The organism is Variovorax sp. CF313, from assembly GCF_000282635.1.
Taxonomy (GTDB): Bacteria; Pseudomonadota; Gammaproteobacteria; order Burkholderiales; family Burkholderiaceae_C; genus Variovorax.
In genome coordinates, this window is sequence record NZ_AKIW01000094.1 from 41,895 (window position 1) to 64,471 (window position 22,577).

At 65.9% G+C, this 22,577-nt stretch carries 21 protein-coding genes and 3 tRNA genes; 8 read left to right on the forward strand and 16 right to left on the reverse strand.

The genetic code is table 11. The features are described 5' to 3' along the window. Positions 1 to 6: 6 nt before the first annotated feature. The 3 genes from pyrH to rpsB all read right to left on the reverse strand — a co-directional run bounded on the left by pyrH (position 7) and on the right by rpsB (position 2,582). The gene (pyrH, locus tag PMI12_RS22390) at positions 7 to 729 is read right to left on the reverse strand and encodes a UMP kinase (protein ID WP_007836993.1); all 723 of its coding nucleotides are present in this window, start codon (positions 727 to 729) and stop codon (positions 7 to 9) included. 95 nt (positions 730 to 824) lie between these two features. Further along, positions 825 to 1,748, reverse strand: coding sequence for a translation elongation factor Ts (gene tsf, locus PMI12_RS22395; protein ID WP_007836995.1), 924 nt, complete (start codon positions 1,746 to 1,748; stop codon positions 825 to 827). Between the two features lie 81 nt (positions 1,749 to 1,829). After that, the gene (rpsB, locus tag PMI12_RS22400; protein ID WP_007836997.1) at positions 1,830 to 2,582 is read right to left on the reverse strand and encodes a 30S ribosomal protein S2; all 753 of its coding nucleotides are present in this window, start codon (positions 2,580 to 2,582) and stop codon (positions 1,830 to 1,832) included. A 208-nt stretch (positions 2,583 to 2,790) separates the two neighbouring features. Here rpsB and PMI12_RS22405 point away from each other — a divergent pair, with 208 nt between their 5' ends. Together PMI12_RS22405 and PMI12_RS22410 are read left to right on the forward strand one after the other, a co-directional pair. Next, positions 2,791 to 4,113 carry an amidase gene (locus PMI12_RS22405; protein WP_007836998.1) on the forward strand — a complete coding sequence of 441 codons (1,323 nt, stop codon included), beginning with the start codon at positions 2,791 to 2,793 and terminating at the stop codon, positions 4,111 to 4,113. A gap of 56 nt (positions 4,114 to 4,169) precedes the next feature. After that, positions 4,170 to 5,423, forward strand: a complete 1,254-nt coding sequence (locus tag PMI12_RS22410) for a D-amino acid dehydrogenase (RefSeq protein WP_007836999.1) — start codon at positions 4,170 to 4,172, stop codon at positions 5,421 to 5,423. Here the strand turns inward: PMI12_RS22410 and PMI12_RS22415 are convergent. After that, positions 5,413 to 5,841, reverse strand: a complete 429-nt coding sequence (locus PMI12_RS22415; RefSeq protein WP_007837000.1) for a hypothetical protein — start codon at positions 5,839 to 5,841, stop codon at positions 5,413 to 5,415. The two genes, PMI12_RS22410 and PMI12_RS22415, sit on opposite strands and share 11 nt — an antisense overlap. Positions 5,842 to 5,882: 41 nt before the next feature. On the opposite strand from PMI12_RS22415, the gene PMI12_RS22420 reads away from it, so the two are divergent. Next, positions 5,883 to 7,343, forward strand: a complete 1,461-nt coding sequence (locus PMI12_RS22420; RefSeq protein ID WP_007837001.1) for a bifunctional ADP-dependent NAD(P)H-hydrate dehydratase/NAD(P)H-hydrate epimerase — start codon at positions 5,883 to 5,885, stop codon at positions 7,341 to 7,343. Positions 7,344 to 7,349: 6 nt separating this feature from the next. On the opposite strand, the gene PMI12_RS22425 is transcribed toward PMI12_RS22420, so the two are convergent. Next, on the reverse strand, positions 7,350 to 8,114 hold the full coding sequence (locus tag PMI12_RS22425; protein WP_007837002.1) for an SDR family oxidoreductase: 765 nt from the start codon (positions 8,112 to 8,114) through the stop codon (positions 7,350 to 7,352). A 54-nt stretch (positions 8,115 to 8,168) separates the two neighbouring features. Further along, positions 8,169 to 10,430: a ribonuclease R gene (gene rnr / locus PMI12_RS22430; RefSeq protein WP_237726155.1), complete on the reverse strand. Its 2,262-nt coding sequence runs from the start codon at positions 10,428 to 10,430 to the stop codon at positions 8,169 to 8,171. Between the two features lie 81 nt (positions 10,431 to 10,511). On the opposite strand from rnr, the gene PMI12_RS22435 reads away from it, so the two are divergent. Both PMI12_RS22435 and PMI12_RS22440 read left to right on the forward strand, forming a co-directional pair. Beyond that, positions 10,512 to 10,596, forward strand: a tRNA-Leu gene (locus PMI12_RS22435). A 155-nt stretch (positions 10,597 to 10,751) separates the two neighbouring features. Beyond that, positions 10,752 to 10,836: transfer RNA gene (locus PMI12_RS22440), tRNA-Leu, on the forward strand. A gap of 84 nt (positions 10,837 to 10,920) precedes the next feature. On the opposite strand, the gene rimO is transcribed toward PMI12_RS22440, so the two are convergent. The 6 genes from rimO to PMI12_RS22470 form a co-directional block, all read right to left on the reverse strand. After that, positions 10,921 to 12,327, reverse strand: a complete 1,407-nt coding sequence (rimO, locus tag PMI12_RS22445; RefSeq protein ID WP_007837004.1) for a 30S ribosomal protein S12 methylthiotransferase RimO — start codon at positions 12,325 to 12,327, stop codon at positions 10,921 to 10,923. A 39-nt stretch (positions 12,328 to 12,366) separates the two neighbouring features. Further along, a complete protein-coding gene (phaR, locus tag PMI12_RS22450; RefSeq protein ID WP_007837005.1) occupies positions 12,367 to 12,927 on the reverse strand; it encodes a polyhydroxyalkanoate synthesis repressor PhaR in 561 nt (186 codons plus the stop codon). 74 nt (positions 12,928 to 13,001) lie between these two features. After that, entirely contained in the window at positions 13,002 to 13,370 is a 369-nt protein-coding gene (locus PMI12_RS22455; protein WP_007837006.1) for a hypothetical protein, read from the reverse strand. A 172-nt stretch (positions 13,371 to 13,542) separates the two neighbouring features. Next, a tRNA-Val gene (locus PMI12_RS22460) sits at positions 13,543 to 13,619 on the reverse strand. A 48-nt stretch (positions 13,620 to 13,667) separates the two neighbouring features. Then, a complete protein-coding gene (locus PMI12_RS22465) occupies positions 13,668 to 15,872 on the reverse strand; it encodes a RelA/SpoT family protein (protein WP_007837007.1) in 2,205 nt (734 codons plus the stop codon). 47 nt (positions 15,873 to 15,919) lie between these two features. Further along, positions 15,920 to 16,909: an alpha/beta fold hydrolase gene (locus PMI12_RS22470; protein WP_007837008.1), complete on the reverse strand. Its 990-nt coding sequence runs from the start codon at positions 16,907 to 16,909 to the stop codon at positions 15,920 to 15,922. Between the two features lie 26 nt (positions 16,910 to 16,935). Between PMI12_RS22470 and PMI12_RS22475 the strand changes: the two genes are divergently transcribed. Beyond that, positions 16,936 to 17,706: a 3-hydroxybutyrate dehydrogenase gene (locus PMI12_RS22475; protein ID WP_007837010.1), complete on the forward strand. Its 771-nt coding sequence runs from the start codon at positions 16,936 to 16,938 to the stop codon at positions 17,704 to 17,706. 27 nt (positions 17,707 to 17,733) lie between these two features. Here PMI12_RS22475 and PMI12_RS22480 read toward each other — a convergent pair whose 3' ends face one another. Then, a complete protein-coding gene (locus PMI12_RS22480; RefSeq protein WP_007837012.1) occupies positions 17,734 to 18,438 on the reverse strand; it encodes an SIMPL domain-containing protein in 705 nt (234 codons plus the stop codon). Positions 18,439 to 18,496: 58 nt separating this feature from the next. Next, complete coding sequence (locus tag PMI12_RS22485; protein ID WP_237726157.1) at positions 18,497 to 18,829, reverse strand: hypothetical protein; 333 nt, start codon at positions 18,827 to 18,829, stop codon at positions 18,497 to 18,499. Between the two features lie 199 nt (positions 18,830 to 19,028). Here PMI12_RS22485 and ompR point away from each other — a divergent pair, with 199 nt between their 5' ends. Both ompR and PMI12_RS22495 read left to right on the forward strand, forming a co-directional pair. After that, a complete protein-coding gene (ompR, locus tag PMI12_RS22490; protein WP_007837017.1) occupies positions 19,029 to 19,760 on the forward strand; it encodes an osmolarity response regulator transcription factor OmpR in 732 nt (243 codons plus the stop codon). Positions 19,761 to 19,834: 74 nt separating this feature from the next. Further along, positions 19,835 to 21,250, forward strand: a complete 1,416-nt coding sequence (locus tag PMI12_RS22495; RefSeq protein ID WP_042674038.1) for a sensor histidine kinase — start codon at positions 19,835 to 19,837, stop codon at positions 21,248 to 21,250. Positions 21,251 to 21,263: 13 nt separating this feature from the next. On the opposite strand, the gene ispF is transcribed toward PMI12_RS22495, so the two are convergent. Both ispF and ispD read right to left on the reverse strand, forming a co-directional pair. Continuing rightward, positions 21,264 to 21,752 carry a 2-C-methyl-D-erythritol 2,4-cyclodiphosphate synthase gene (gene ispF, locus PMI12_RS22500; RefSeq protein WP_007837020.1) on the reverse strand — a complete coding sequence of 163 codons (489 nt, stop codon included), beginning with the start codon at positions 21,750 to 21,752 and terminating at the stop codon, positions 21,264 to 21,266. Further along, a complete protein-coding gene (ispD, locus tag PMI12_RS22505) occupies positions 21,749 to 22,471 on the reverse strand; it encodes a 2-C-methyl-D-erythritol 4-phosphate cytidylyltransferase (protein WP_007837023.1) in 723 nt (240 codons plus the stop codon). Before ispD ends, ispF begins: the two co-directional genes overlap by 4 nt. Positions 22,472 to 22,577 lie beyond the last annotated feature (106 nt).

A 22,577-nucleotide genomic window follows, 5' to 3' on the forward strand; every position in this document is an offset into this window, starting at 1 on the left:
ATACTCCTAGGCATGCACCAGCGTGCCCTCGTCCTCGCCCATTACGACGCGCTTGAGCGCACCGTTCTTGAGGATCGAGAACACCTTGATCGGCAGCTTCTGGTCGCGGCACAGCGCGAAGGCCGTGGCGTCCATGATGCCGAGATTTTTTGCGATCGCCTCGTCGAAAGTCAGCGTGGCGTAGCGCGTTGCATCGGGGTTGGTCTTGGGGTCGGCGGTATAGACGCCGTCGACCTTGGTCGCCTTGAGCACGAGCTCGGCGCCGATCTCGGCGCCGCGCAGCGCGGCGGCCGTATCGGTGGTGAAGAACGGATTGCCCGTGCCGGCCGCGAACACCACGACCTTGCCCTCTTCAAGGTACTGCAGGGCCTTGGGGCGCACATAGGGCTCGACCACCTGCTCGATGGCAATGGCGGACATCACGCGGGCTACGAGACCCTGCTTGTCCATTGCGTCGGCCAGCGCCAGCGAGTTCATCACGGTGGCCAGCATGCCCATGTAGTCGGCCGTGGCGCGGTCCATGCCGACCGAGCCACCCGCGACGCCGCGGAAGATGTTGCCGCCCCCGATCACGACCGCCACCTGGACGCCCATGTTCACGACCTCGGCCACTTCCTGCACCATGCGCACGATGGTTGCGCGGTTGATGCCAAAGGCGTCATCGCCCATCAATGCCTCTCCCGACAGCTTCAACAAGATTCGCTTGTGGGCTGGGCGGGCATCAGACATGGGCAATTTCCTTTGATTTGGCGGGGACGAGTGTAAAACGTAGCGATGAAAAAGCGACGGCACGCGTGGCGCACCGTCGCTGGAGCCCGAAAGGCTTAGGCAGCGGCCTTGGCTGCTGCGACCTGCGCGGCAACTTCCGCAGCGAAGTCGTCAACTTTCTTCTCAATGCCTTCGCCGACCACGTACAAGGTAAAGCCCTTGATCGAGGTGTCGGCGGCCTTGAGCATCTGCTCGACGGTCTGCTTGTCGTTCTTCACGAACGGCTGGTTGTGCAGCGAGACTTCCTTCAGGTACTTCTGCACGCCGCCTTCGATGCGCTTGGCAACGATGTCGTCGGGCTGCGGCTTCTTGCCTTCGGCCTCGGCCACCTTGCGGTCTTCGGCAGCCTTGCCGGCAGCCACAGCGCGCTCTTTTTCGATCAGCTCGACAGGCACGTCCGACGCCTGGATGGCGACCGGCTTCATGGCGGCAATGTGCATCGCCACGTCCTTGGCCGACGTATCGTCGCCCTCGAACTCGACCATCACGCCGATGCGCGTGCCGTGCAGGTACGAAGCCAGCTTGCCGTTGCCGGCAAAGTGCTTGAAGCGGCGAAAGCTCATGTTCTCGCCGATCTTGCCAATCAGGCCCTTGCGCACATCCTCGAGCGTCGGGCCGAAGCCGTCCTGCTCGTAAGGCAGCGCGCCCAGCGCAGCGATGTCGGCCGGGTTGTTCTTGGCGACCAGCATCGCGGCAGCGTTGGCCATGGCCAGGAAGCTGTCGTTCTTGGTGACGAAGTCGGTTTCGCAGTTGATTTCGATCATGCCGCCGGCAGCGCCATCGACGAATGCCGTGACCACGCCTTCGGCAGTGATGCGGCCCGATGCCTTGCCAGCCTTGTTGCCGAGCTTGATGCGCAGCAGCTCTTCGGCCTTTTCCATGTTGCCGTCGGCCTCGGTCAGGGCCTTCTTGCACTCCATCATCGGCGCGTCGGTCTTTGCACGCAGTTCGCCGACCATGCTTGCGGTGATTGCAGCCATTGTTGTATCTCCGTAAATCCAAAAATCAGGTTAAAAAAAAGGGGCACCAAAGCCCCTTCTTCAGGCTCGCGAGCGCGCCAATCAGGCCGAAGCGCCCTCTTCGACTTCGACGAATTCGTCGCTGCCTTCGGCGATGGCCTTGACCACGTCACCGGTGGCGCTGTTGCGGCCTTCGATGATCGCGTCGGCGATGCCGCGGGCGTACAGCGTGACAGCCTTCGACGAGTCGTCGTTGCCAGGAATCACATAGTCGATGCCTTCGGGCGAGTGGTTGGAGTCCACCACGCCGATCAGCGGAATGCCGAGCTTCTTGGCTTCGGCCACGGCGATCTTGTGGAAGCCCACGTCGATCACGAAGATGGCGTCGGGCAGCGCGGTCATGTCCTGGATGCCGCCGATGTCCTTTTCGAGCTTCTCGATTTCGCGCGAGAAGGTCAGTTGCTCCTTCTTGCTCAGCGAGTCGAGACCGGCTTCCTGCTGGGCCTTCATGTCCTTCAGGCGCTTGATCGAGGTCTTGACCGTCTTGAAGTTGGTCAGCATGCCGCCGAGCCAGCGGGTGTCGACGAAAGGCACGCCGGCGCGGCGAGCCTCGGCAGCCACGATTTCACGGGCCTGGCGCTTCGTGCCGACCATCAGGATCGTGCCGCGGTTGGCGGTGAGCTGCTTGGCGTACTTCATCGCGTCCTGAAACATCGGGAGCGACTTTTCCAGGTTGATGATGTGGATCTTGTTGCGATGGCCGAAGATGAACGGGGCCATCTTGGGGTTCCAGAAGCGGGTTTGGTGACCGAAATGGACACCTGCTTCCAGCATTTCGCGCATGGTGGTAGACATTGAAATTACTCCAAAGGTTGGGTCTAAAATCCAGCCCGTTTTGTGCTCTTTTGAACGGAGTCACAACACCTTGATTGGGCCGGTTTGCGGATGTGTCTGGCTGGATGCAACGAAAGCCGTCGCTTTGCCAGCGAAACCCAAAGAGTATAGCACGGCCGCCGCCCCTTCTCCCTCGAAACCGAGCCGCCTCACGGCATCCGCAGCCTCCATGAACGACCTTCACGCCACTCGCTTTACCCTTCTGGCAGGTGGCTCCGACGCCCGCACCGAAATGGAGCGCGCCATCGGCATCGCCCTGTCCCCGGCCTGCGCGCACGTCTTCACCCGCACCATGTTCGACGAGGCCCGCCAGACTGCCGCCGCGTCGACCCCCGATAGCCGCCTTTCCGGACTGGCCTTCACCGCGAAGGACCTGTTCGATGTCGAAGGCCAGCCAACGCCCGCCGGCTCTGCAGTGCTGGCCCATGCGCCCGCTGCCAAGGCCGACGCCCTTGCCGTGGCGCGGCTGCGCGCCGCAGGCGGCGTGCTGACCGGCCGCACCAACATGACGGAGTTCGCCTTCTCGGGCGTCGGCGTCAATCCGCACCACGGCACGCCGGCCAACGCGTGCGACGCCGCCACGCCCCGCATCCCGGGCGGCTCGTCGTCCGGCGCGGCAGTGTCGGTGGCCAGCGGCGCTGCGTTCATCGGGCTGGGCTCCGACACCGGCGGCTCGATCCGCATCCCGGCGGCGCTGAACGGCATCGTCGGCTTCAAGAACACGGCCCGGCTGACACCTGCGGAAGGCGCACTGCCGCTCTCGACCACCCTGGACACGGTTTGCGCCATGACGCGGTCGGTGCGCGACGCCATCACGGTGCACGAAATCCTCGCCGCGCGGCGCGTGACCGCCGGCAACGCCCCGCTGGCCGCCTACAGGCTGGCGGTAGTGAAGAACGTGTTCTTCGACAGTATCGAACCCGCCGTGGCCGCCGCTGTCGAGCGCTCGCTGAAGGCGTTGCGGGCCGCCGGCGCCCGCATCATCGAGATCGAACTGCCCGAACTGGCCGAGTTGACCACCATCAACGCCACCGGCGGCTTCTCGGCAGCCGAGTCTTACGCCTGGCACCGCCTGCTGCTGGAGCGCAGCGGCGCAGGCTACGATCCGCGCGTGGTCCAGCGCATCCTGCGCGGTGCCACGATGAAGGCGCACGAATACATCGACCTGATGCATGCCCGCCGCGACTGGATCGCCCGCGTCGAAACCGCACTCGCCCCGTTCGACGCCGTCCTGTCGCCGACCGTGCCGATCACCGCGCCGTCCCTCTCCAGCGTGGCGCCGGGCGCCGAGCGCGACGACGAATTCTTCCGCGTCAATACACTGCTGCTGCGCAATCCATCGATCGTCAACATGCTCGACGGCTGCGCCATCTCGCTGCCCTGCCACGTCGACGGCGAACTGCCGGTCGGCCTGATGCTGTGGCACGCCGCGCTGCACGACGACGCCGTGCTCGCAGTTGCGCTCCAGGCCGAGCGCTCGCTGCAAAAATAACAACCGACGCTGCCCAACTCACAGGCGCCAACCATCTCTCTTATCCAGAAAATTCAATGAAAATCGCGATCGTGGGCGCCGGCATCGTCGGCGTCACCACCGCCTGGGAACTGGTTTCCGACGGCCATGAAGTGACCGTGTTCGAGCGCAGGGGCGCCGCCGCAGAAGAAGCCAGCTTCGCCAACGCCGGCGTGGTCGCTCCCGGGTACGTCACGCCATGGGCCGCCCCCGGCATGCGCGGCAAGGTGCTGCGTTCGCTGCTGTCCTCGCACGGCGCCGTCAAGCTGCGATGGCCGCTGGCTTCGCGCGACATAGGCTGGCTGTCGCGCTGGCAAAAGGCCTGCAAGCTCGAAACCTACCTCGCCAATCGCGCACGCATGCAGCGCCTGGCCTTCTACAGCCGCAACCGCCTGCACGAAGTGACCGAGGCGCGCGAGCTCAGCTACGAACGCAGCGACGGCTACCTGGTGCTGCTGCGTTCCAAGTGCGAAAAGAAGCTGGTGCAGCCCGGGCTCGACGTACTGCGCGCGGCCGGCAGCGTTTTCAAGGAAATCGATGCAGACGAGGCCCGGCTGATCGAGCCGGCCCTCAACCCCGAGGCCCCGCTGGCGGGCGCCATCCACCTGCCCGACGATGAAGTGGCCAACTGCCGGCAGTTCGCACTGCTCCTCAAGTGGGAGGCCGAGTCGCTCGGCGCCCAGTTTCACTTCAACTGCGACATTGCCCCCCTGAGCCGCGCGGCGCCCACTTCGCTGTCTTTGGCGAGCGGCTCGGACCCGGTGCGCTACGACGCGGTCGTGATGTGCGCCGGCCTGGCGTCGGCGTCGCTGCTGCGGCCGCTGGGGCTGCGCATCCCGATGGCGCCGGTCTACGGCCATTCGATCAGTGCGCCGATCCGCGAACCGCTCAATGCACCGCGCAGCGCGGTGATGGACGAGCGCTACAAGGTTGCCATCTCCCGTCTGGGCCAGCGCGTGCGCGTGGCTGGCGGAGCCGAGATCGGCGGCTCGCTCGACACGATGAATCCGGCTGCCGTGCAGACGCTCTACAAGGTGCTGCACGACTGGTTCCCGGGCGCGGCCACGCTGCAGTCCGGCGTACAGCAATGGAAAGGCGCGCGGCCGATGCTGCCCGACGGCCCGCCCGTGCTGGGCGCAAGCGGCATCCCCGGCGTGTGGCTCAATCTCGGCCACGGCTCGAGCGGCTGGGCGCTGTCATGCGGCAGCGCGCGCGTGCTGGGCGACCTGATCGCCGGACAAGACCCTGGCATCGACCTCGAAGGCCTGGGCGTCGAACGGCTCAGTCTTTAGGACCCCACCGGCGCAGGCGCTCGGCGCAGGCCGGCTGCTCGACGGGCAACGCGGGCTCCGGCGGCGGCCGGAGTTTCTGCGCAGTCCATCCCAGCAAACCGGGGCCGACCAGCACAAAGAAACCCAGGCACAGCGCATCAGCACTCAGCAGCGCGAGGCGCGCCAGACCGGAAACGGTTTCGGACGGCACGTCAAACCAGCGGACCACGCTGATGCCGAAGCCGACATTGGCGGCCCATGCCAGGTACCGCAAAGCCACCCATCGCTTCAAATCGGCCAGCAGAAAGACGCCCCACACGCAGCACAGCAGGCCCAGGACCCATCCCAGCCCTGCAATCCACGACATCGTCGCAGCCACGAAGAAGACGAGCGCCGCGCAAAGCAGGACGAGCACCCAGCCGACGCTCTTGAGATTCATCCCCGGATGATAAGGAGACGACGCGACGGCACAATGCGCCGATGCAACGCATCACGTCCGCCACCGTCGCCGAGTTGTTCGACATCGCCGCCACGCGCCGCATCGAACAGGCTGCGGCGGCCGCCCTGCCCGCGCACGCGCTGATGCAGCGTGCCGGCCTCGCAGTCGCACGGCTGGCAATGGCGATCGCGCCGCATGCACGGACGATCTGGGTGGCCTGCGGGCCAGGCAACAACGGCGGCGATGGCTTCGAGGCCGCTGCGCAGTTGCGGCACAGGGGCTTCTTTCCGGTCGTCACCTTCCTGGGGGATGAAAGCCGCTTGCCGCCGGACGCCAAGGCATCGCTGCAGCGCGCCCGCGACGCAGGCGTGACATTCGCATCGACACCGCCTTCGGCCTATGAACTGGCCATCGACGCGCTGCTCGGCATTGGATCGACTCGGCCACCCGAAGGCACGATGGCCGAATGGCTGGCGAATATGCATGCAAGTGCCCGGCCGGTGCTCAGCGTCGACGTGCCATCGGGCCTGAATGCCGACACGGGCACGCTAACCCACGGCATCGAACCTGCCCAGACATCGACGCGCAGCTGCGTCACCTTCCTCACGCTGAAGCCCGGCCTGTTCACCGCCCAGGGCCGCGATGCGGCAGACGCCGTGTGGTTCGACGATCTGGGTTGCGGCGCATTCAAGGATCAACCCGCGGCCCGGATCGCCGGGGCGCCCGAAGCTCGGCGGCGCGCACATGCGTCGCACAAGGGCAGTTTTGGCGATGTCGCGGTGATCGGCGGCGCGCTCGGCATGGCAGGAGCCGCGCTGCTGGCCGGGTCGGCGGCTTTGCACAGCGGTGCGGGGCGCGTATTCGTCGGGCTGCTCGATCCGAGCGCGGCCCCCGTCGACATCGCGCAACCCGAACTGATGCTGCGCGACGCCCGAACGCTCGACCTGTCAGGCATGACAGCAGTGTGCGGATGCGGCGGCGCAGAGGCCGTGGCCGAACTGCTGCCGCGCGCGCTCTCGACGGCAGCCGCGCTGGTACTCGATGCCGACGCGCTCAATGCCATCGCAGCCGATGGCGCGCTGCAAGCCCAATTGGTATTGCGAGGAAAAGGCGGAGCACCCACCGTGATCACGCCGCATCCGCTGGAAGCGGCGCGCCTGCTGGGCTGCCCGGTCGGCGAGGTCCAGGCCGACAGGCTGGCCGCAGCCCGCCAACTCGCCGCGCGCTTCGGTGTCGTGACAGTGCTCAAGGGTTCAGGCACTGTGGTTGCCGACGCCCGCGGCGCACCACCCATCATCAACCTGACCGGCAATGCGCGCCTCGCGACGGCCGGCACCGGCGACGTGCTGGCCGGCATGATCGGCGCGGCACTGGCCATGCGCCAGCCAGCCTTCGAGGCGGCGCATGAAGCCGTCTGGCAGCACGGCCACATCGCCGATACCTGGCCGGCCGATGCCGCCCCGCTCACGGCCGGCACGCTGGCCCGCCGTGCGTCCGCCTGACGGCGCTTAGCCGCGCCCGACGAAGGGCATCTTCGTCGCCATGATGGTGTGGAACAGCACGTTGGCTTCCAGCGGCAGGTTTGCCATGTAGAGCACCGACTGGCCCACGATCTTGACGTCGATCAGCGGCTCGATCGCAAGTTCGCCGTTGGCTTGCGGCACGCCCTTGGCCATGCGTGCGGCCAGTTCGGTCATGGCATTGCCGACGTCGACCTGCCCCACCGCGATGTCGTACTTGCGGCCATCGAGCGACGCAGTTTTCGTCAGCCCTTCGACCGCATGCTTGGTCGCCGTATAGGCAGCCGAGTTCGGCCGCGGCGCGGTGGCCGAGATGGAGCCGTTGTTGATGATGCGGCCCCCCTGCGGCGTTTGCGCCTTCATCGTGCGGAACGCCTGCTGGATGCAGAAGAACATGCCCGTCAGGTTGATGTCGACAACACCCTGCCACTGCGCGGGTGTCCAGTCCTCGAACGGGCCCGGCGGGTTGCCCACGCCGGCGTTGTTGAACAGCAGGTCGACACGGCCGAAGCGCTCGACCGTGGCCGCGAACAGGGCTTGCACCGAGTCCGCATTGGCCACGTCGGTCGGCACCGCGAAGGCGCGCGCGCCGGCACCCGATTCTTGCGCCACCTGTTCCAGCGGCTCCAGGCGGCGCCCCGCCAGCGCCACGCTCCAGCCGTCGCCCAACAGCGCCAGTGCGGCTGCGCGGCCGATGCCGGAGCCCGCCCCAGTGACGATGGCGATGCGGCCCTTGTTGTCTTCAGCGCTCATGCTGTGTGTCTCTTTCTCTTCTTGGGTTGGTCGATGGTTCGTGCGGCCTGGGCTTCATCGGCGCGGCTTGCGCCCCTTCATCTTGTTGGCGGCCTTCTTGACCGCCGACTTGAAGGCCTGCATTGCCGACTGCGGTCCTGCCGCAGGCGAGGAACCGCGCTCCGCGCGCGGCTCGGCGTTGCCGGCTTCAGCCTTGTGGCGCGTGCTGCGCTTGGCCGAGGCCTTGACCGGCACGCCCGATGCCACGCCCTTGTCCTTCATGGCACGGGTCGCCAGCTCTTCGCCTTCGCGCACGAGGCGGAAGTCGATCTTGCGGCCGTCGAGGTCGACGCGGCTCACCTGCACCCGCACCCGCGTGCCGATGGCGTAGCGGATGCCGGTGCGCTCGCCGCGCAATTCCTGGCGCATCTCGTCGAACTTGAAGTACTCGCCGCCAAGCTCGGTGATGTGCACCAGGCCCTCGACGTACATCGCATCGAGCGTGACGAAGATGCCGAAAGTCGTGGCGGCCGTGACCACACCGCCGTATTCCTCGCCGAGGTGCTCGCGCATGTACTTGCACTTGAGCCACGCCTCGACGTCACGGCTGGCTTCGTCGGCTCGGCGCTCGTTGGCGCTGCAATGCAGGCCCGCGGCCTCCCATGCGAGCACTTCCTTGCTTGGCGCCACAGTAGCCTTCTGCGGCTTGTTGGTCGGCGCCTTCACGCGCGACGCAAGCCGCTTGGCCAGTTTGGCGTGCGCTTCGCCGGGCGTGGGCAGCATCGGCAGCTGGTAGCGCGTCTTGCCGAGGATCGCCTTGATCACACGATGCACCAGCAAATCCGGATAGCGCCGGATCGGGCTCGTGAAATGCGTGTAGGCCTCGTAGGCCAGGCCGAAGTGGCCGCTGTTGATCGGCGTATAGATCGCCTGCTGCATCGAGCGCAGCAGCATGGTGTGGATCTGCTGCGCATCGGGGCGCTCTTTCGTGGCCTCGGCAATCGCCTGGAACTCGCCCGGCCTGGGGTCGTCGGTGATGCTCAGGCCCACGCCCATCGCCTTCAGGTAGCCACGCAGGATTTCCTTCTTCTCGGGCGTCGGGCCTTCGTGCACGCGGTACAGGCCCGGGTGCTTGCCTTCGGCGATGAAGTCGGCGCTGCAGACGTTGGCCGCGAGCATCGCTTCCTCGATCAGGCGGTGCGCTTCGTTGCGCGTGCGCGGAACGATCTTTTCGATGCGCCCGGCGTCGTCGCAGATGATCTGCGTCTCGGTGGTTTCGAAGTCGACCGCGCCGCGCTTGCCGCGTTGCTTGAGCAGCGCCTTGTAGACATCGGCGAGGTTCAGCAGATCCTTGACGCGGTCCTTGCGCTTGGCGGCTTCGGGGCCGCGTGTGTTGCCGAGGATGGCCGCCACTTCGGTGTACGTGAAGCGCGCATGGCTGAACATCACGGCCGGATAGAACTGGTAGGCGTAGATCTCGCCGTCTGCGGCCACGAGCATGTCGCACACCATGCACAGGCGCTCGACCTCGGGGTTCAGCGAGCACAGGCCGTTCGACAACTTCTCGGGCAGCATCGGAATGACGCGGCGCGGGAAGTAGACGCTGGTGGCGCGGTCGTAGGCGTCGATGTCGATGCCCGAACCCGTCTGCACGTAGGCGCTGACGTCGGCGATCGCAACCAGCAAGCGCCAGCCCTTGCCACGGCCCACCTTCGCAGGCTCGCAGTACACGGCGTCGTCGAAGTCGCGCGCGTCTTCACCGTCGATGGTGACGAGCGGAATGTCGGTGAGGTCCACGCGCCCCTTCTTATCGGCGGGACGAACCTTCTCTGGCAGCGCCTTGGCCTCGGCCAGGCACTCTGCGGAAAATTCATGCGGCACGCCGTACTTGCGCACGGCGATCTCGATCTCCATGCCGGGGTCGTCGATCTCGCCCAGCACTTCCTTCACGCGGCCCACCGGCTGGCCGAACAACGCCGGCGGCTCGGTGAGTTGCACGACCACCACCTGCCCCACCTTTGCGGGACCGGTGGCGCCCTTGGGAATCAGGACGTCCTGTCCGTAGCGCTTGTCTTCCGGCGCAACAAGCCAGATGCCGCCTTCGTGCAGCAGGCGGCCGATGATGGGCTGCTCGGGACGCTCGACGATCTCCACCACGCGCCCCTCGGGACGGCCGCGGCGGTCCTGGCGCACAACGCGCGCCTTGACGCGGTCCTTGTGCAGCACCGCGCGCATCTCGTTCGGGGGCAGGTAGATGTCTGCCTCGCCGTCATCGCGCTGAACGAAGCCATGCCCGTCACGATGCCCTTGAACGGTTCCTTCGAATTCATCCAGCAAGCCGCTGGAAGTGACATTATTTTTGATATGATCTCCTTCTTTCCTGAAATTCAAAACATAACTGCTTCGGCAGTTCTGTGGGCCCAGATGGCGGAATTGGTAGACGCACTAGTTTCAGGTACTAGCGAGTAACATCGTGGAGGTTCGAGTCCTCTTCTGGGCACCAAGTTTAAACAGACCTTTACCAGGTCATTCGATTCAAGCCACCGGCCTCCGGTGGCTTTTTTCATGGCTGCTTGAATTTGCATCGAGCAGCCGGCGCAGCAAAGTTGCTTCGCAAAAATATGTATAATCGCAATCTTTGCTGAAAAGCAAAAACAAGCCCAGATGGCGGAATTGGTAGACGCACTAGTTTCAGGTACTAGCGAGTAACATCGTGGAGGTTCGAGTCCTCTTCTGGGCACCAGATTCAACAAGACCCTTACCAGGTCATTCGATTCAAGCCACCGGCCTCCGGTGGCTTTTTTCTTGTCCGCTTGAATCTGAAGCATCAAACGGGCAGCGCGATCAAGTCATGGCCCTCGGCGCCCACGATGCGGGCGCGAGTGAACTCGCCCACCTTCAGCGTCTTGCTGATCTTCTCGGGCGGCAGCAGGCGAACCGTGCCGTCGATCTCCGGCGCATCGGCGTACGTGCGCCCCACTCCACCCTTGCGGCCCATGCCCGGCGCCGAATCAACCAGCACCTGCATCGTCGAGCCAACACGCTTCTGCAGCTTGGCGATCGATACGATCTCCGCCACCTCCATGAAGCGGGCGCGACGCGCTTCACGCTCCGGCTCGGGCAGCATGCCGGGAATGTCATTGGCGGTCGCGCCCTCGACCGGGCTGTAGGCAAAGCAACCAGCACGATCGATCTCGGCTTCCCGGATGAAGTCGAGCAGATGCTCGAACTCCTGCTCCGTCTCGCCAGGAAAGCCAGCGATGAAGGTACTGCGGATCACAAGCTCCGGGCACACCTCGCGCCAGCGCGCCAGCCGCTCCAGATTCTTCTCGCCACTGGCCGGGCGCTTCATGCGCTTCAGCACATCGGGATGGCTGTGCTGCAACGGCACGTCGAGGTACGGCAGCACCTGGCCGCTGGCCATGAGCGGAATGACTTCGTCGACGCTCGGATACGGGTACACGTAGTGCAAACGGACCCATGCGCCGTAGGGCTCGGCGATTTCACCCAGCGTGCGCACCAGTTCGAGCATGCGGGTCTTGACCGGCTTGCCATCCCAGAACCCGGTGCGGTACTTCATATCGACGCCATAGGCCGAAGTGTCCTGGCTGATCACCAGCAGTTCTTTCACGCCGCCTTCGAACAGGGCCTTCGCCTCGCTCAGAACATCTCCGACCGGCCGCGACACGAGGTCGCCGCGCATCGAGGGAATGATGCAGAAGGTGCAGCGGTGGTTGCAGCCTTCGCTGATCTTCAGGTAGGCGTAGTGGCGCGGCGTCAGCTTGAGGCCGGCAACGCCGAAGGTGTTCGGCACCAGGTCGATAAACGGATCGTGCGGCTTCGGCAGGTTCGCATGCACCGCGTCCATCACCTCCTGCGTGGCATGCGGACCGGTCACGGCCAGCACGCTCGGGTGCATCTGGCGCACCAGGTTGCCCCCCTGGTCGCCAGTCTTGGCGCCCAGGCAGCCAGTGACGATCACACGGCCGTTCTCGGCCAAAGCCTCACCGATGGTGTCCAGGCTCTCCTTCACGGCATCGTCGATGAAGCCGCAGGTGTTGACGATCACTAGATCGGCGCCTTCGAAAGTCTTGGCGGTTTGATAACCCTCGGCACTCAGCTGGGTCAGGATCAGTTCGGAATCGGTAAGGGCCTTGGGACAGCCCAGGCTCACGAATCCGACCTTGGGGGCGGCCGGCGTGGCCGTACGTTCGGGGGAGGCAACTTCGCTCATATGCCTCTATTGTCCCAGCTATCGGTGACGGCTGGGCATTCAAGGGCGCTTGATGCCAAAGGCCCCCAGTACCTGTTCGGTGTTTTTCTGCATCTGCTCCTGCATCTGCAGGAAAACGTTCTTCGATTGCTCGACGTAATTGCCCATCAGCCCCTGCAGCATCGGAGACTGCATGGTCATGAAGCGCGACCACATTTCGGGCGTCAGCCCCTCGGCCTTCTCGGCCAACTGTGCCTGCACCTCGGTCATGGCCTGGATGTTCTTCTCGAGATACGGCCCCATGTAGCCCTGCATAGCCTGTCCATAGAACCGGATGATGTTGGCCAGGACCTGCTCGGTGAACATCGGCGCGCCGCCCGCTTCTTCTTCGAGAATGATCTGCAGCAAGATGCTGCGAGTGAGGTCGTCGCCCGTCTTGGCATCGCGCACCACGAACTGGGCGTTCTGGATGACCAACTGCTTCACCTCGGTCAGCGTGATGTACGTGGATGTCTCGGTGTCGTAGAGCCTTCGGTTGGGGTACTTCTTGATCACACGCTGTACCGGCTTGACCCCGGACTTCTTGCTCTGCACTGCGGACTCCTTCACATGGACGCCCATGTCATCGGATGATTCTAGGGAGCGGTTTTGCTGCGCCGCGACAAGGTTTACCCTGACCGGGCTCGCCGCCTTCCTCAATCCGACGATGTCGCGTACTCCGCGCCGCATGCATGGCAGGCGGCCGACTCGGGCCGCTCTTCGTCGGCCTCTCGAAAACGCAGCGGTGTTTTTTGGCCGTAGACCACCCAGCAGCGCGGACAGTGCTCCTGCCCCACGGTCGGCAGGTAGGCACGAGCGCGCTGTTCGGCGCGCTCTTCGGTCAAGGGCATGCCCTGGCGTTGGGCACGCGCCACTTCGCGCGCCGCCATCGTGTCGGTACGTCCACCCGCGTGGTCGTTGATGCCGTAGACAGCACGCGCAAACTCGATGGGAGCCTGCTTCAACAGCGCCGCAAGGCGCTTGTCGGCATGAGCCCGATCAACCAGCGTTGATCGCGTATTCATCGGATCGCTTGTCAAGAAAAATAGAATGAGGGTGCAGAGAGGCCAAGGTAGCACAACAACATGGTCGAGGGCTTTTTCCGCATCACCGCAAATGGGACGATATGTGCACCGGGGAACCCGGTGCATGCTCTGTTCAACGGGTCCGGTGGTTGGCCGGGGTTGAAACAGAAATTGGTAGGCGCGATTGGACTCGAACCAACGACCCCCACCATGTCAAGGTGGTGCTCTAACCAGCTGAGCTACGCGCCTAAGGATGTGTCCGAGAAGCAGCTATTGTAGCAGGAGAAAACGCGCTTTTCAGCGGCGACGTGCAGATCGCACACCAATAACTGCAGTGACCAGCCCAAGGACCTGCGTGAGCCGCGCGGCATCTGCGATTTCCACAGTGAACGTCATCCACGCGGTGCCCTTGATCGACTGCGTCTGCACGCCGATCACGTTCATCTTCTCGCGCGCAAACACGTCGGAGATATCGCGCAGCAGCCCTTGGCGGTCGGCCGCCTCGACGGCCACGTCCACCGCATACACAGGCGCATCGGCACCCTTCTTCGCAACACCCCACTCCACATCGATAACGCGCTCGCCATCCTTCGCTGCCATCGTGCGGAAGTTGCTGCAATCGCCGCGGTGCACGCTGACGCCATGGCCCCGCGTGACGAAGCCGCGAATGGCATCGGGCGGCGCGGGCTTGCAGCACTTGGCGAGCTGCGTCATCAGCGAAGACACGCCCACCACCAGCACGCCACCCTTGCCCGATTTTTCGCTGCCGCGCGCCTTCTTGATAAGCACGCCGTCATCCGGCCCCGGTGCGGGCTCGGGCGGACGCAGCAGCGTCTCGATGTTGCGCAGCGAGAACTCGTCCTTGCCCACCACTTCGAACAGGTGGTCCGCCGACTTGAAGCCGAGCTGCGACGCCAGGTCTTCGAGCCGCACTGCTGTCTTGCCTTCGCGCTGCAGCAGCTTCTCGACCGCTTCGCGTCCGCGCGCCACGGTCTCGTGCGTGATCTGTGCGTTGAACCATGCGCGCACCTTCGCGCGCGCACGATGGCTGGCCAGATAGCCCAGTTCCGCATTGAGCCAGTCGCGCGACGGACCGCCTTCCTTGGCCGCGATGATCTCGACCGTCTGCCCGTTCGACAGCGGCGTGTTCAACGGCACCATCGCACCATCGACGCGCGCTCCGCGGCAGCGATGGCCCAGCGTGGTGTGCACGGTGTAGGCAAAGTCGACCGGCGTCGCGCCCTGCGGCAACTCGACGATGGCGGCATCGGGCGTCAGCACATAGATGCGGTCGTCGAACAGACCCTGACCCTGCAGGCCGCCCGACAGATCGCGCTCCCATGCCAGCAGTTGCCGCAGCACCGCGATCTTTGCGTCGTACTCGCCACTCGCCCATACGCCCGCGTAGCCCTTGTGGCCCGCTTCCTTGTAGGCCCAGTGCGCCGCCACGCCATGCTCGGCGTGGTCATGCATTTCTTCGGTGCGGATCTGGATCTCGATCGGCTTGCCCGCCTTGCCATCCACCAGCTCGCGCACCACCGTGTGCAGCGACTGATAGCCGTTGGGCTTGGGCCGCGCGATGTAGTCGTCGAACTCCTCGTCGATCGGCTGGAAGTGCGAATGCACCCACGCCAGCGCCGCGTAGCAATCCTTGACGTCGGGCACCACCACGCGCAGTGCGAGGATGTCGAAGACCTGCTCGAAGTCGAGCGACTTGCCGCGCATCTTCTTGACGATGCTGTAGATGTTCTTGGGGCGCCCCTGCACAGTGGCCTTGACGCCTTCGGCCTGCAGTTCGTGCTCGAGCTGCGAGCGCAGTTGCTCGATGTGCCCCTCGCGCTCGATGCGCTTTTCGTCGAGCAGGCGCGCGATCAGCTTGTAGGTTTCGGGCTCGAGGAAGCGGAACGAGAGGTCCTCGATCTCCCACTTCACCTGCCAGATACCCAGCCGGTTGGCCAGTGGCGCGAACACCTGCAACGACTCGCGCGCCACGCTCTCGGGCGCAGGCTGCTTGCTTGCGGCCGCATGCCGCAGCGTCTGCAGGCGCGAAGCCAGCCGCAGCATCACCACGCGAAGGTCGCGCGAGAACGCAAGCAGCATCTTGCGCACGTTCTCGGTCTGCGCGCCCGCGCCTTCGACGTGATGCCCCTGCGACGCGGAGCGGGCCTGCTCCTGTACACGCACCAGCTTGGTCGTCTCGACGGCGAGCGCTGCAAAGTTGTCGCCGAACACCTTGGCGATCACCTCCTGCGGGCGATTCAGGTGCTGACACGAATAAACCAGATAGCTCGCCGCCTGCATGGCCTCGGAGCCACCCATCTTCGCGACGATGGCGGCAACCGCGTCGGCATGCGCGAGCGAGTTCTCGCCCGTGTCGAGCTTCTCGTCGGCGATCAGCGGTTCGGCGAACGCACGCGCGCGCGCCAGCATGTTTTCCATCACCGGCGTACGGTCGGCCGTTGCCGCGGACAACGGATAGTCGACCATGGCCGCGTCGGACATGGGTGCCGTCTGGAGACTCGAGGAATCGCGCTTCACGCTTCAATCAATCAATCGAACAGGAAGTTGGTGACTGCGGCGATCTGCAGGGGATCGACAAAGGTCGGCGCGTGGCCCACGCCTTCGAACTCGACCAGCGTGGCGTGCGGGCCGCGCTGTGTCATGGCCAGTGCGGTTTCGCGCGACAACAGATCCGATTCGGCGCCCCGCGTGACGAGCGTGCGCGCCTCGATGGCGTCGTACAGGCTCCACATGATCGCGCCGCCCTGCGCCGCGGCCTCGGGCGTGATGGCGCGCAGCGCCACGCCGATGGCGGGGTCGTAGTGAAGCAGCCAGGCTCCCTCGTCGCCGCCAGCCTCGGCCTTGGCCGAACCATCGGCGGTGCGCTGCGACGCGGGCACCACCATGTGCTGCGACAGCGCCAGCCACTGCGCGGGCGTGTGCGGCCCGAAGCTGGTCGACAGCGTCCACATGGCATCGGCCGCCGCCTGCACGCTCGCGTAGGAACCGTTCTTCCCTACGTAGGCGCCGATGCGCTGCACTGCGGCCGGCTCGATCGTCGGACCGACATCGTTCGCGATGAAGCGGCGGATGGGCCGCGCCAGCGGCAGTTCCTTGTGCCCCGCGAGCACGAAGCCGATCAGCCCGCCCATGCTGGTGCCGAGGTAGTCGAGCGTGCCGATGGCCTGCTCGCGATGGAGCTGCGCGATCAACGCGACCATGTCGGCCGCATACACCGGCACCTGATAGAAAGCGGGGTCGCGCAGCCAGTCGCTGCGCCCACGGCCCACCACGTCGGGGCAGACCACGCGCACATCGCCGGCAGCGCGCGCCACGATGGCCTGAGCCAACAGGTCGAAATCGCGGCCCTGCCGGGTCAGCCCGTGCACGCAGATCACGACATGCGCACTGCGCGCGTCGCCCCATTGCCAATAGGCCATGCGATGGCCGCCTTGGGCGTCATCGCACGCCACGTCATGAAGCGTCGGTTCTGTCATGAAAACGAAGTCGTCCTGGTGCGGATAATTGTCTCGTCGCATCCTAATTCATCCGGAGATTGATCTTCATGCTCAAAGGCAAAACCGCGCTTGTCACGGGGTCCACCAGCGGCATTGGCCTCGCCATCGCCAAGGCTCTCGCCCAACAGGGCGCGCACATCGTGCTCAACGGCTTCGGCGACGCCGAAGCCCCCAAGGCCCAGATCGAGGCGCTCGGCGTACGCGCCGAGTACCACGGCGCAGACATGAGCAAACCCGACCAGATCGAAGACATGATGAAGTTCGCCGCGTCGAAGTTCGGCCGCGTCGACATCCTCGTGAACAACGCCGGCATCCAGCATGTGACCAAGGTCGAAGACTTTCCCACCGAACGCTGGGATGCGATCATCGCCATCAATCTCACCAGCGCATTCCATACGACGCGGCTGGCGATTCCCGCTATGCGCGAAGCCAACTGGGGCCGCGTCATCAATATCGCGTCGGCCCATGGCCTCGTGGCATCCGCGCAGAAATCGGCCTATGTGGCCGCCAAGCACGGCATCGTCGGCCTGACCAAGTCGGTCGCGCTCGAAACCGCGACCACCGGCGTCACTGCCAATGCAATCTGCCCCGGCTGGGTGCTGACCCAGCTGGTGCAAAAGCAGATCGACGACCGCGCCGCGCGCGAAGGCATCACGGCGGCGCAGGCGCAGAACGAGCTGCTGGGCGAAAAGCAGCCATCGCTGCAGTTCACCACCGTCGAGCAGTTGGGCGGCCTGGCGGTCTTCCTGTGCTCGCCGGCGGCCGATCAGGTCCGAGGCGTCGCCTGGGCCATGGACGGCGGCTGGACTGCCCAATAAAGGGTAGCCTGCCGGTACGCGCGCCCCTTACTTGAGCTGCACCGAGCCCGACACGCTCACCACCACGCTGGTCTTGCCGGCTTCGACCGGGACCGTCGAGTCGGACGAGAACGACTTGGCCTGCACCGCCATCATGCGCGGGCGGATCGGGCTACCGTCGTTCGCGTTCACCGATACCTCGCGCAGCGTGTAGCCGCTGAAGCCGAAGCCCTTGGCCAGCTCGCCGGCCTTCTGCTTGAAGTTCTCGATGGCGATGTTCTGCGCCTCGGTTTCGGTCTTGGCGCGCTGCTCGCGGCTCAAGCCGAAGCCCACGTTGCCCACGCTGAGCGTCGTGATGCGGCCGGCCGCCTGGGTAATGCGCGAGAAGTCGCGCCCCTCGAGCACCAGCTCGGTCGAGCCTTGCCAACCGTTGATCTTGCCGTCCTTGGAATAGCGCGGCGACAGGCTGAAGTTGCCGGTGCGCACGTCGAGCTGGCCCGCCTGGGCGTTCTTCTTCGCTTCGGCCAGGGCCGCGTCGAGCGCCGCCTTCAGCTGCGTCTGCACGGCGGCCGCGTCAGGGGCGTCGCGGGTGGTCACGAGCGTCATGCTCAGCATGTCCTGCTGCACTTCGACCGTGCCGGAAGCCGCCAGCTGCAGCACGTTCTGCGGTACTGGCGCAGCGTTCTGGGCCAGTGCGGTGCCGGCGGCGGCCAGGGCGGCGCACGCCGCGAGCAATTTGATTGTTTTCTTCAAGACGAAGTACTCCCCTGAGTTGGTATGAAAGACAAGCCTGCGCCCGCAGGCTCGCGCATCAGCGGCGCTGGCTGCGCGGTGCGGTCAAGGACGGGCGGGCTGCCGGCGGCGGCACCGGCACGATCCGCTCGGCCGGCTGCGATTCTGCCGAATTGAGCAATGCACCCGTCGCGGGCGGGGTCCATTGGCCGCGAACCTGCTGCCGCAGCTCGAACAGTTCGGCGGCGGTCAGGCGCCTGCCCGCGGCCGCCTGTTCGCGGCGGACCTCCTCGCGCTGCGCGGCACGGTGGGCCGCCACCGCGTCCCGGACTTCGCTGCGGCGCACTTCGCCCACCCTGAAGAAATCGCCGGACATCGCCAGCGACGGACCGCAGGCGAGAACGAGGATCAACGGCAGGGCGGAAATAGGACGTCTCATTGAGCGCAAGTCATCAGGAAATTGGACTTTGCCACCTCCTCGCTAACGTCGGATGACCAGACCGCGAGCGTCCGCAAGTTTTGTAACTTAGTGTCAAACCATAAGTAAATCCGGCTCAACGAAGCCTTAACGCCTTCAGAATCGGCCCTGTTACAAATTCATCGTTGTAGAAATGACTCAAGTTCCCGCTCGCACCGACAAGATCGTGATCGTCGACGACGACGCCCGCATCCGCGACCTCCTGCGCCGCTACCTGACGCAAGAAGGTTTCGAAGTGATCGTGGCCGAGGACGGCAAGGCGCTCAACCGCATCCTGTTGCGCGACACGGTCGACCTGATCGTGCTCGACCTGATGATGCCCGGCGAAGACGGCCTCTCGGTCTGCCGCCGCCTGCGGGCCGCCAACGACCGCACCCCGATCATCATGCTCACCGCCAAGGGCGAGGACGTGGACCGCATCGTCGGCCTCGAAGTCGGCGCTGACGACTATCTCGGCAAGCCTTTCAACCCGCGCGAACTGCTGGCCCGTGTGCACGCCGTGCTGCGCCGCCGTCCGCCGCTGGAGGCGCCGGGCGCCCCTTCTACCGAGAACGAGACCGTCACTTTCGGCCCGTTCGCCTTCGACCTCGGCTCGCGCACCCTGAAGAAGGATGGCGAAGAACTCTCGCTGACCACCGGCGAGTTCGCGATGCTGAAGGCGCTCGTGCGCCATCCGCGTCAACCGCTGTCGCGCGAAAAGCTGGCCCAGCTGGCGCGCGGGCGCGAGTTCGAGCCCTTCGACCGCAGCCTGGACGTGCAGATCTCGCGCCTGCGCAAGCTGGTCGAGTCCGACGCCGCGGCGCCGCGCTACATCCAGACCGTCTGGGGCGTCGGCTACGTGTTCGTGCCGGACGGCACGGCCTGACGCGCCGTTGACAGGTGGCCGTCGGCCAACCCACCAGACCCGGCGCGGCCCAGGAGGACGGCGTGCAGGTCACGATGCCGAGCCCGCTCGAAGCGAGCGCGCAACGTGACCGCCGCCCCGGCCTCAAGCTGGGGTTCAGCCTTTTCTGGCGCACCTTCTTTCTGCTGGCGCTGCTGCTCATCGGCTGCACGGTTGCCTGGCTGCAGACCTTCCGCTCGCTCGAATACGAGCCGCGCGCCATCCAGACCGCGCACCAGATCGCCTCGCTCGTGAACCTCACGCGCGCGGCGTTGGTGTATTCGGACGCGATAACCCGGGTGTCGCTCATCAAGACGCTGGCCGACCAGGAGGGCGTGCGCATCCTGCCGCGCGAACCCAACGACCGGTTCCAGCCCTACACCAGCGGCGCGCTCGACCTGCGCGTGACCGAGGAGCTGATTGATCAGCTCGGTGAAGGCACCACGGTGGCCAGCCGCGTGAACGACGAGGCGGGTCTCTGGATCGGCTTCACCATCGAGAGCGACACCTACTGGCTGCTGCTCGACCCCACGCGCTTCAGCCGCGTGGGAGGGCGTACCTGGCTGGTCTGGCTCAGCACGGCGATGGCGCTCTCGCTGGCCGGCGCGGCGCTGATCACGCGGCTCATCAACCTGCCGCTCAAGCAGCTGTCGCGCGCGACCATGCAGGTGCGCGAAGGCGAGTACGAGGCGCACCGGCTCGACGAACGAGCCCGCACCAACGAGATCCGCGCCGTCAACATCGGCTTCAACCGCATGGCGGACCAGCTCGCCAAGATCGAGCAGGACCGCGCCATCATGCTGGCCGGCATCTCGCATGACCTGCGAACGCCGCTGGCCCGGCTGCGGCTGGAAACCGAGATGAGCGTGGCCGACGAGGACGCGCGCGACCACATGGCGGCCGACATCGCCCAGCTCGACGCGATCATCGACAAGTTCCTCGACTACGCGCGGCCCGACCATGTCGATCCTCGTCCGGTGCTGCTGCGCGACGTGGTCGACGCCTGCACCTATGCGGTGCAGGACTACGAGGAGATGAACATCAAGGTCGAGGTGCCGTCCGACCTGCGCGTGATGGGCGATGAGGTCGAGCTCACGCGCGTGATCTCCAACCTGGTGGAGAACGCGCGGCGCTATGGCAAATCGCCCTCCACGGGCGTGGCCGACGTCACGATCCAGGCACAAGCCAACAACGACGCGGTGCTGATCAAGGTGCGCGACCACGGCGCAGGCGTCGAGCCCGCCCTGCTCTCGCAGCTGACCAAGCCCTTCTTCCGCGGCGACACGGCGCGCACCTCGGCAGCCGGCGCGGGCCTGGGCCTGTCGATCGTGGCGAAGAACATCGAGCGCATGGGTGGCACCTTCGCGCTGACCAGCACGCCGGGCCGCGGCCTGGCGGCGCACATCCGGATGCCGCGCGCGATGCCGGCGCCGAAGCCGGGTGAGCTGCCGGGAGGCAGGAAGCCGGCCTGAGCCTGCGGAGGCCTCAGCGATGCAGAAGTACGGCCGCGCGGGCTTCCATCGCGCGGCCCTCGCCCACCGGGCCGAGCTTCTCGGCCGTCTTGGCTTTCACGTTCACCTGGTCGACCGCAATGCCCAGCGTGCCGGCGATTCGCTGGCACATGAGCGGAATGTGAGGCGCGAGTTTGGGCGCCTGCGCGATCACGGTGCTGTCGACGTTGCCGATCTCCCAGCCCGCCGCGCGCACCCGGCGCGCCGCCTCGGCCAGCAGCACCGACGAATCGGCACCGCGGAACTGCTCGTCGGTATCCGGAAAATGCCGGCCGATGTCGCCGAGCCCCGCGCCACCCAGCAGGGCGTCGGTGATGGCGTGCAGCAGCACGTCGGCATCGGAATGCCCCAGCAGGCCGGTGGTGTGCGGCACCTCGACACCGCCCAGGATCAGCTTGCGCCCCGCCACCAGTTGGTGAATGTCCCAGCCCTCGCCGACACGGATGTTGAAGGCGCTCGTCATGCAATGCCCTTCTTGCGGCCCTGCAGGACCGCCTCGGCCAATGCGAAGTCCTCGGGGAACGTCACCTTGAAGTTCTGCGCGCTGCCCTGCACCAGCAGCGGCGACAGGCCGATGGCCTCTATGGCGCTGGCCTCGTCGGTCACGGTGTCGCCCGTGCGCTCCAGCGCGTCGAGCAGCATGCCGATGCGGAACATCTGCGGCGTCTGCGCCAGCCACTTGTCGGCGCGCGACAGCGTCTGGGCTACTCGGCTCTCGGCCGTCGACGCCTTCAGCGTGTCCGCCAGCCGGTGCGCCAGCAGGCCGCCCACAGCGTCGTGCTCGCAGGCCGCAATCAGCGCCTCGATCTGGCTCGACGTGACGAGGCAGCGCGCCGCGTCGTGCACCAGCACCCAGTCGTGCGCGCCTGCGCCCTTCTGCCGCAGTGCCACCAGGCCGTTGCGCACCGTGGCCGCGCGGGTCACGCCGCCCACGCGCAGCAGGTATTCGTTCTCGGCGGGAAAGCGCGGCAGCACCGCATCCACGTCGCGGTCGTCCGGCGACACCACCAGCGCCAGCCCGGCGAAGCGCCCCGCCAGCGCGCGGAAGGCCTCCAGCGTGTGGGCCACCATCGGCAGGCCGGCCAGGCGTCGGTACTGCTTGGGCAGCGCGGACTGCGCATGCCCCGCACGATGGCCGGAGCCGGCGCATGGGATCAGCACGAAAAGTCGGGAAGAGGACATGGGGGCCCGGCGCCGGCGCTGGCCAGCAAGCGAATAAAGGGCCGCCATTCTAGAATCGACCGCTACGCACACCCCTCGCCAACCGGCGCGGGGTGTTGTGCATTTC

Coding starts and splice junctions, on each gene's coding strand:
- PMI12_RS22405 (WP_007836998.1), top strand. CDS start 2,791: ATGAACGACCTTCACGCCACTCGCTTTACCCTTCTGGCAGGTGGCTCC.
- ispF (WP_007837020.1), bottom strand. CDS start 21,752: ATGACGAGCGCCTTCAACATCCGTGTCGGCGAGGGCTGGGACATTCAC.
- PMI12_RS22420 (WP_007837001.1), top strand. CDS start 5,883: ATGCAACGCATCACGTCCGCCACCGTCGCCGAGTTGTTCGACATCGCC.
- phaR (WP_007837005.1), bottom strand. CDS start 12,927: ATGGGCGTCCATGTGAAGGAGTCCGCAGTGCAGAGCAAGAAGTCCGGG.
- rpsB (WP_007836997.1), bottom strand. CDS start 2,582: ATGTCTACCACCATGCGCGAAATGCTGGAAGCAGGTGTCCATTTCGGT.
- PMI12_RS22495 (WP_042674038.1), top strand. CDS start 19,835: ATGCCGAGCCCGCTCGAAGCGAGCGCGCAACGTGACCGCCGCCCCGGC.
- PMI12_RS22455 (WP_007837006.1), bottom strand. CDS start 13,370: ATGAATACGCGATCAACGCTGGTTGATCGGGCTCATGCCGACAAGCGC.
- pyrH (WP_007836993.1), bottom strand. CDS start 729: ATGTCTGATGCCCGCCCAGCCCACAAGCGAATCTTGTTGAAGCTGTCG.
- tsf (WP_007836995.1), bottom strand. CDS start 1,748: ATGGCTGCAATCACCGCAAGCATGGTCGGCGAACTGCGTGCAAAGACC.
- ompR (WP_007837017.1), top strand. CDS start 19,029: ATGACTCAAGTTCCCGCTCGCACCGACAAGATCGTGATCGTCGACGAC.
- PMI12_RS22475 (WP_007837010.1), top strand. CDS start 16,936: ATGCTCAAAGGCAAAACCGCGCTTGTCACGGGGTCCACCAGCGGCATT.
- PMI12_RS22465 (WP_007837007.1), bottom strand. CDS start 15,872: ATGTCCGACGCGGCCATGGTCGACTATCCGTTGTCCGCGGCAACGGCC.
- ispD (WP_007837023.1), bottom strand. CDS start 22,471: ATGTCCTCTTCCCGACTTTTCGTGCTGATCCCATGCGCCGGCTCCGGC.
- PMI12_RS22425 (WP_007837002.1), bottom strand. CDS start 8,114: ATGAGCGCTGAAGACAACAAGGGCCGCATCGCCATCGTCACTGGGGCG.
- PMI12_RS22415 (WP_007837000.1), bottom strand. CDS start 5,841: ATGAATCTCAAGAGCGTCGGCTGGGTGCTCGTCCTGCTTTGCGCGGCG.
- PMI12_RS22470 (WP_007837008.1), bottom strand. CDS start 16,909: ATGCGACGAGACAATTATCCGCACCAGGACGACTTCGTTTTCATGACA.
- PMI12_RS22410 (WP_007836999.1), top strand. CDS start 4,170: ATGAAAATCGCGATCGTGGGCGCCGGCATCGTCGGCGTCACCACCGCC.
- rimO (WP_007837004.1), bottom strand. CDS start 12,327: ATGAGCGAAGTTGCCTCCCCCGAACGTACGGCCACGCCGGCCGCCCCC.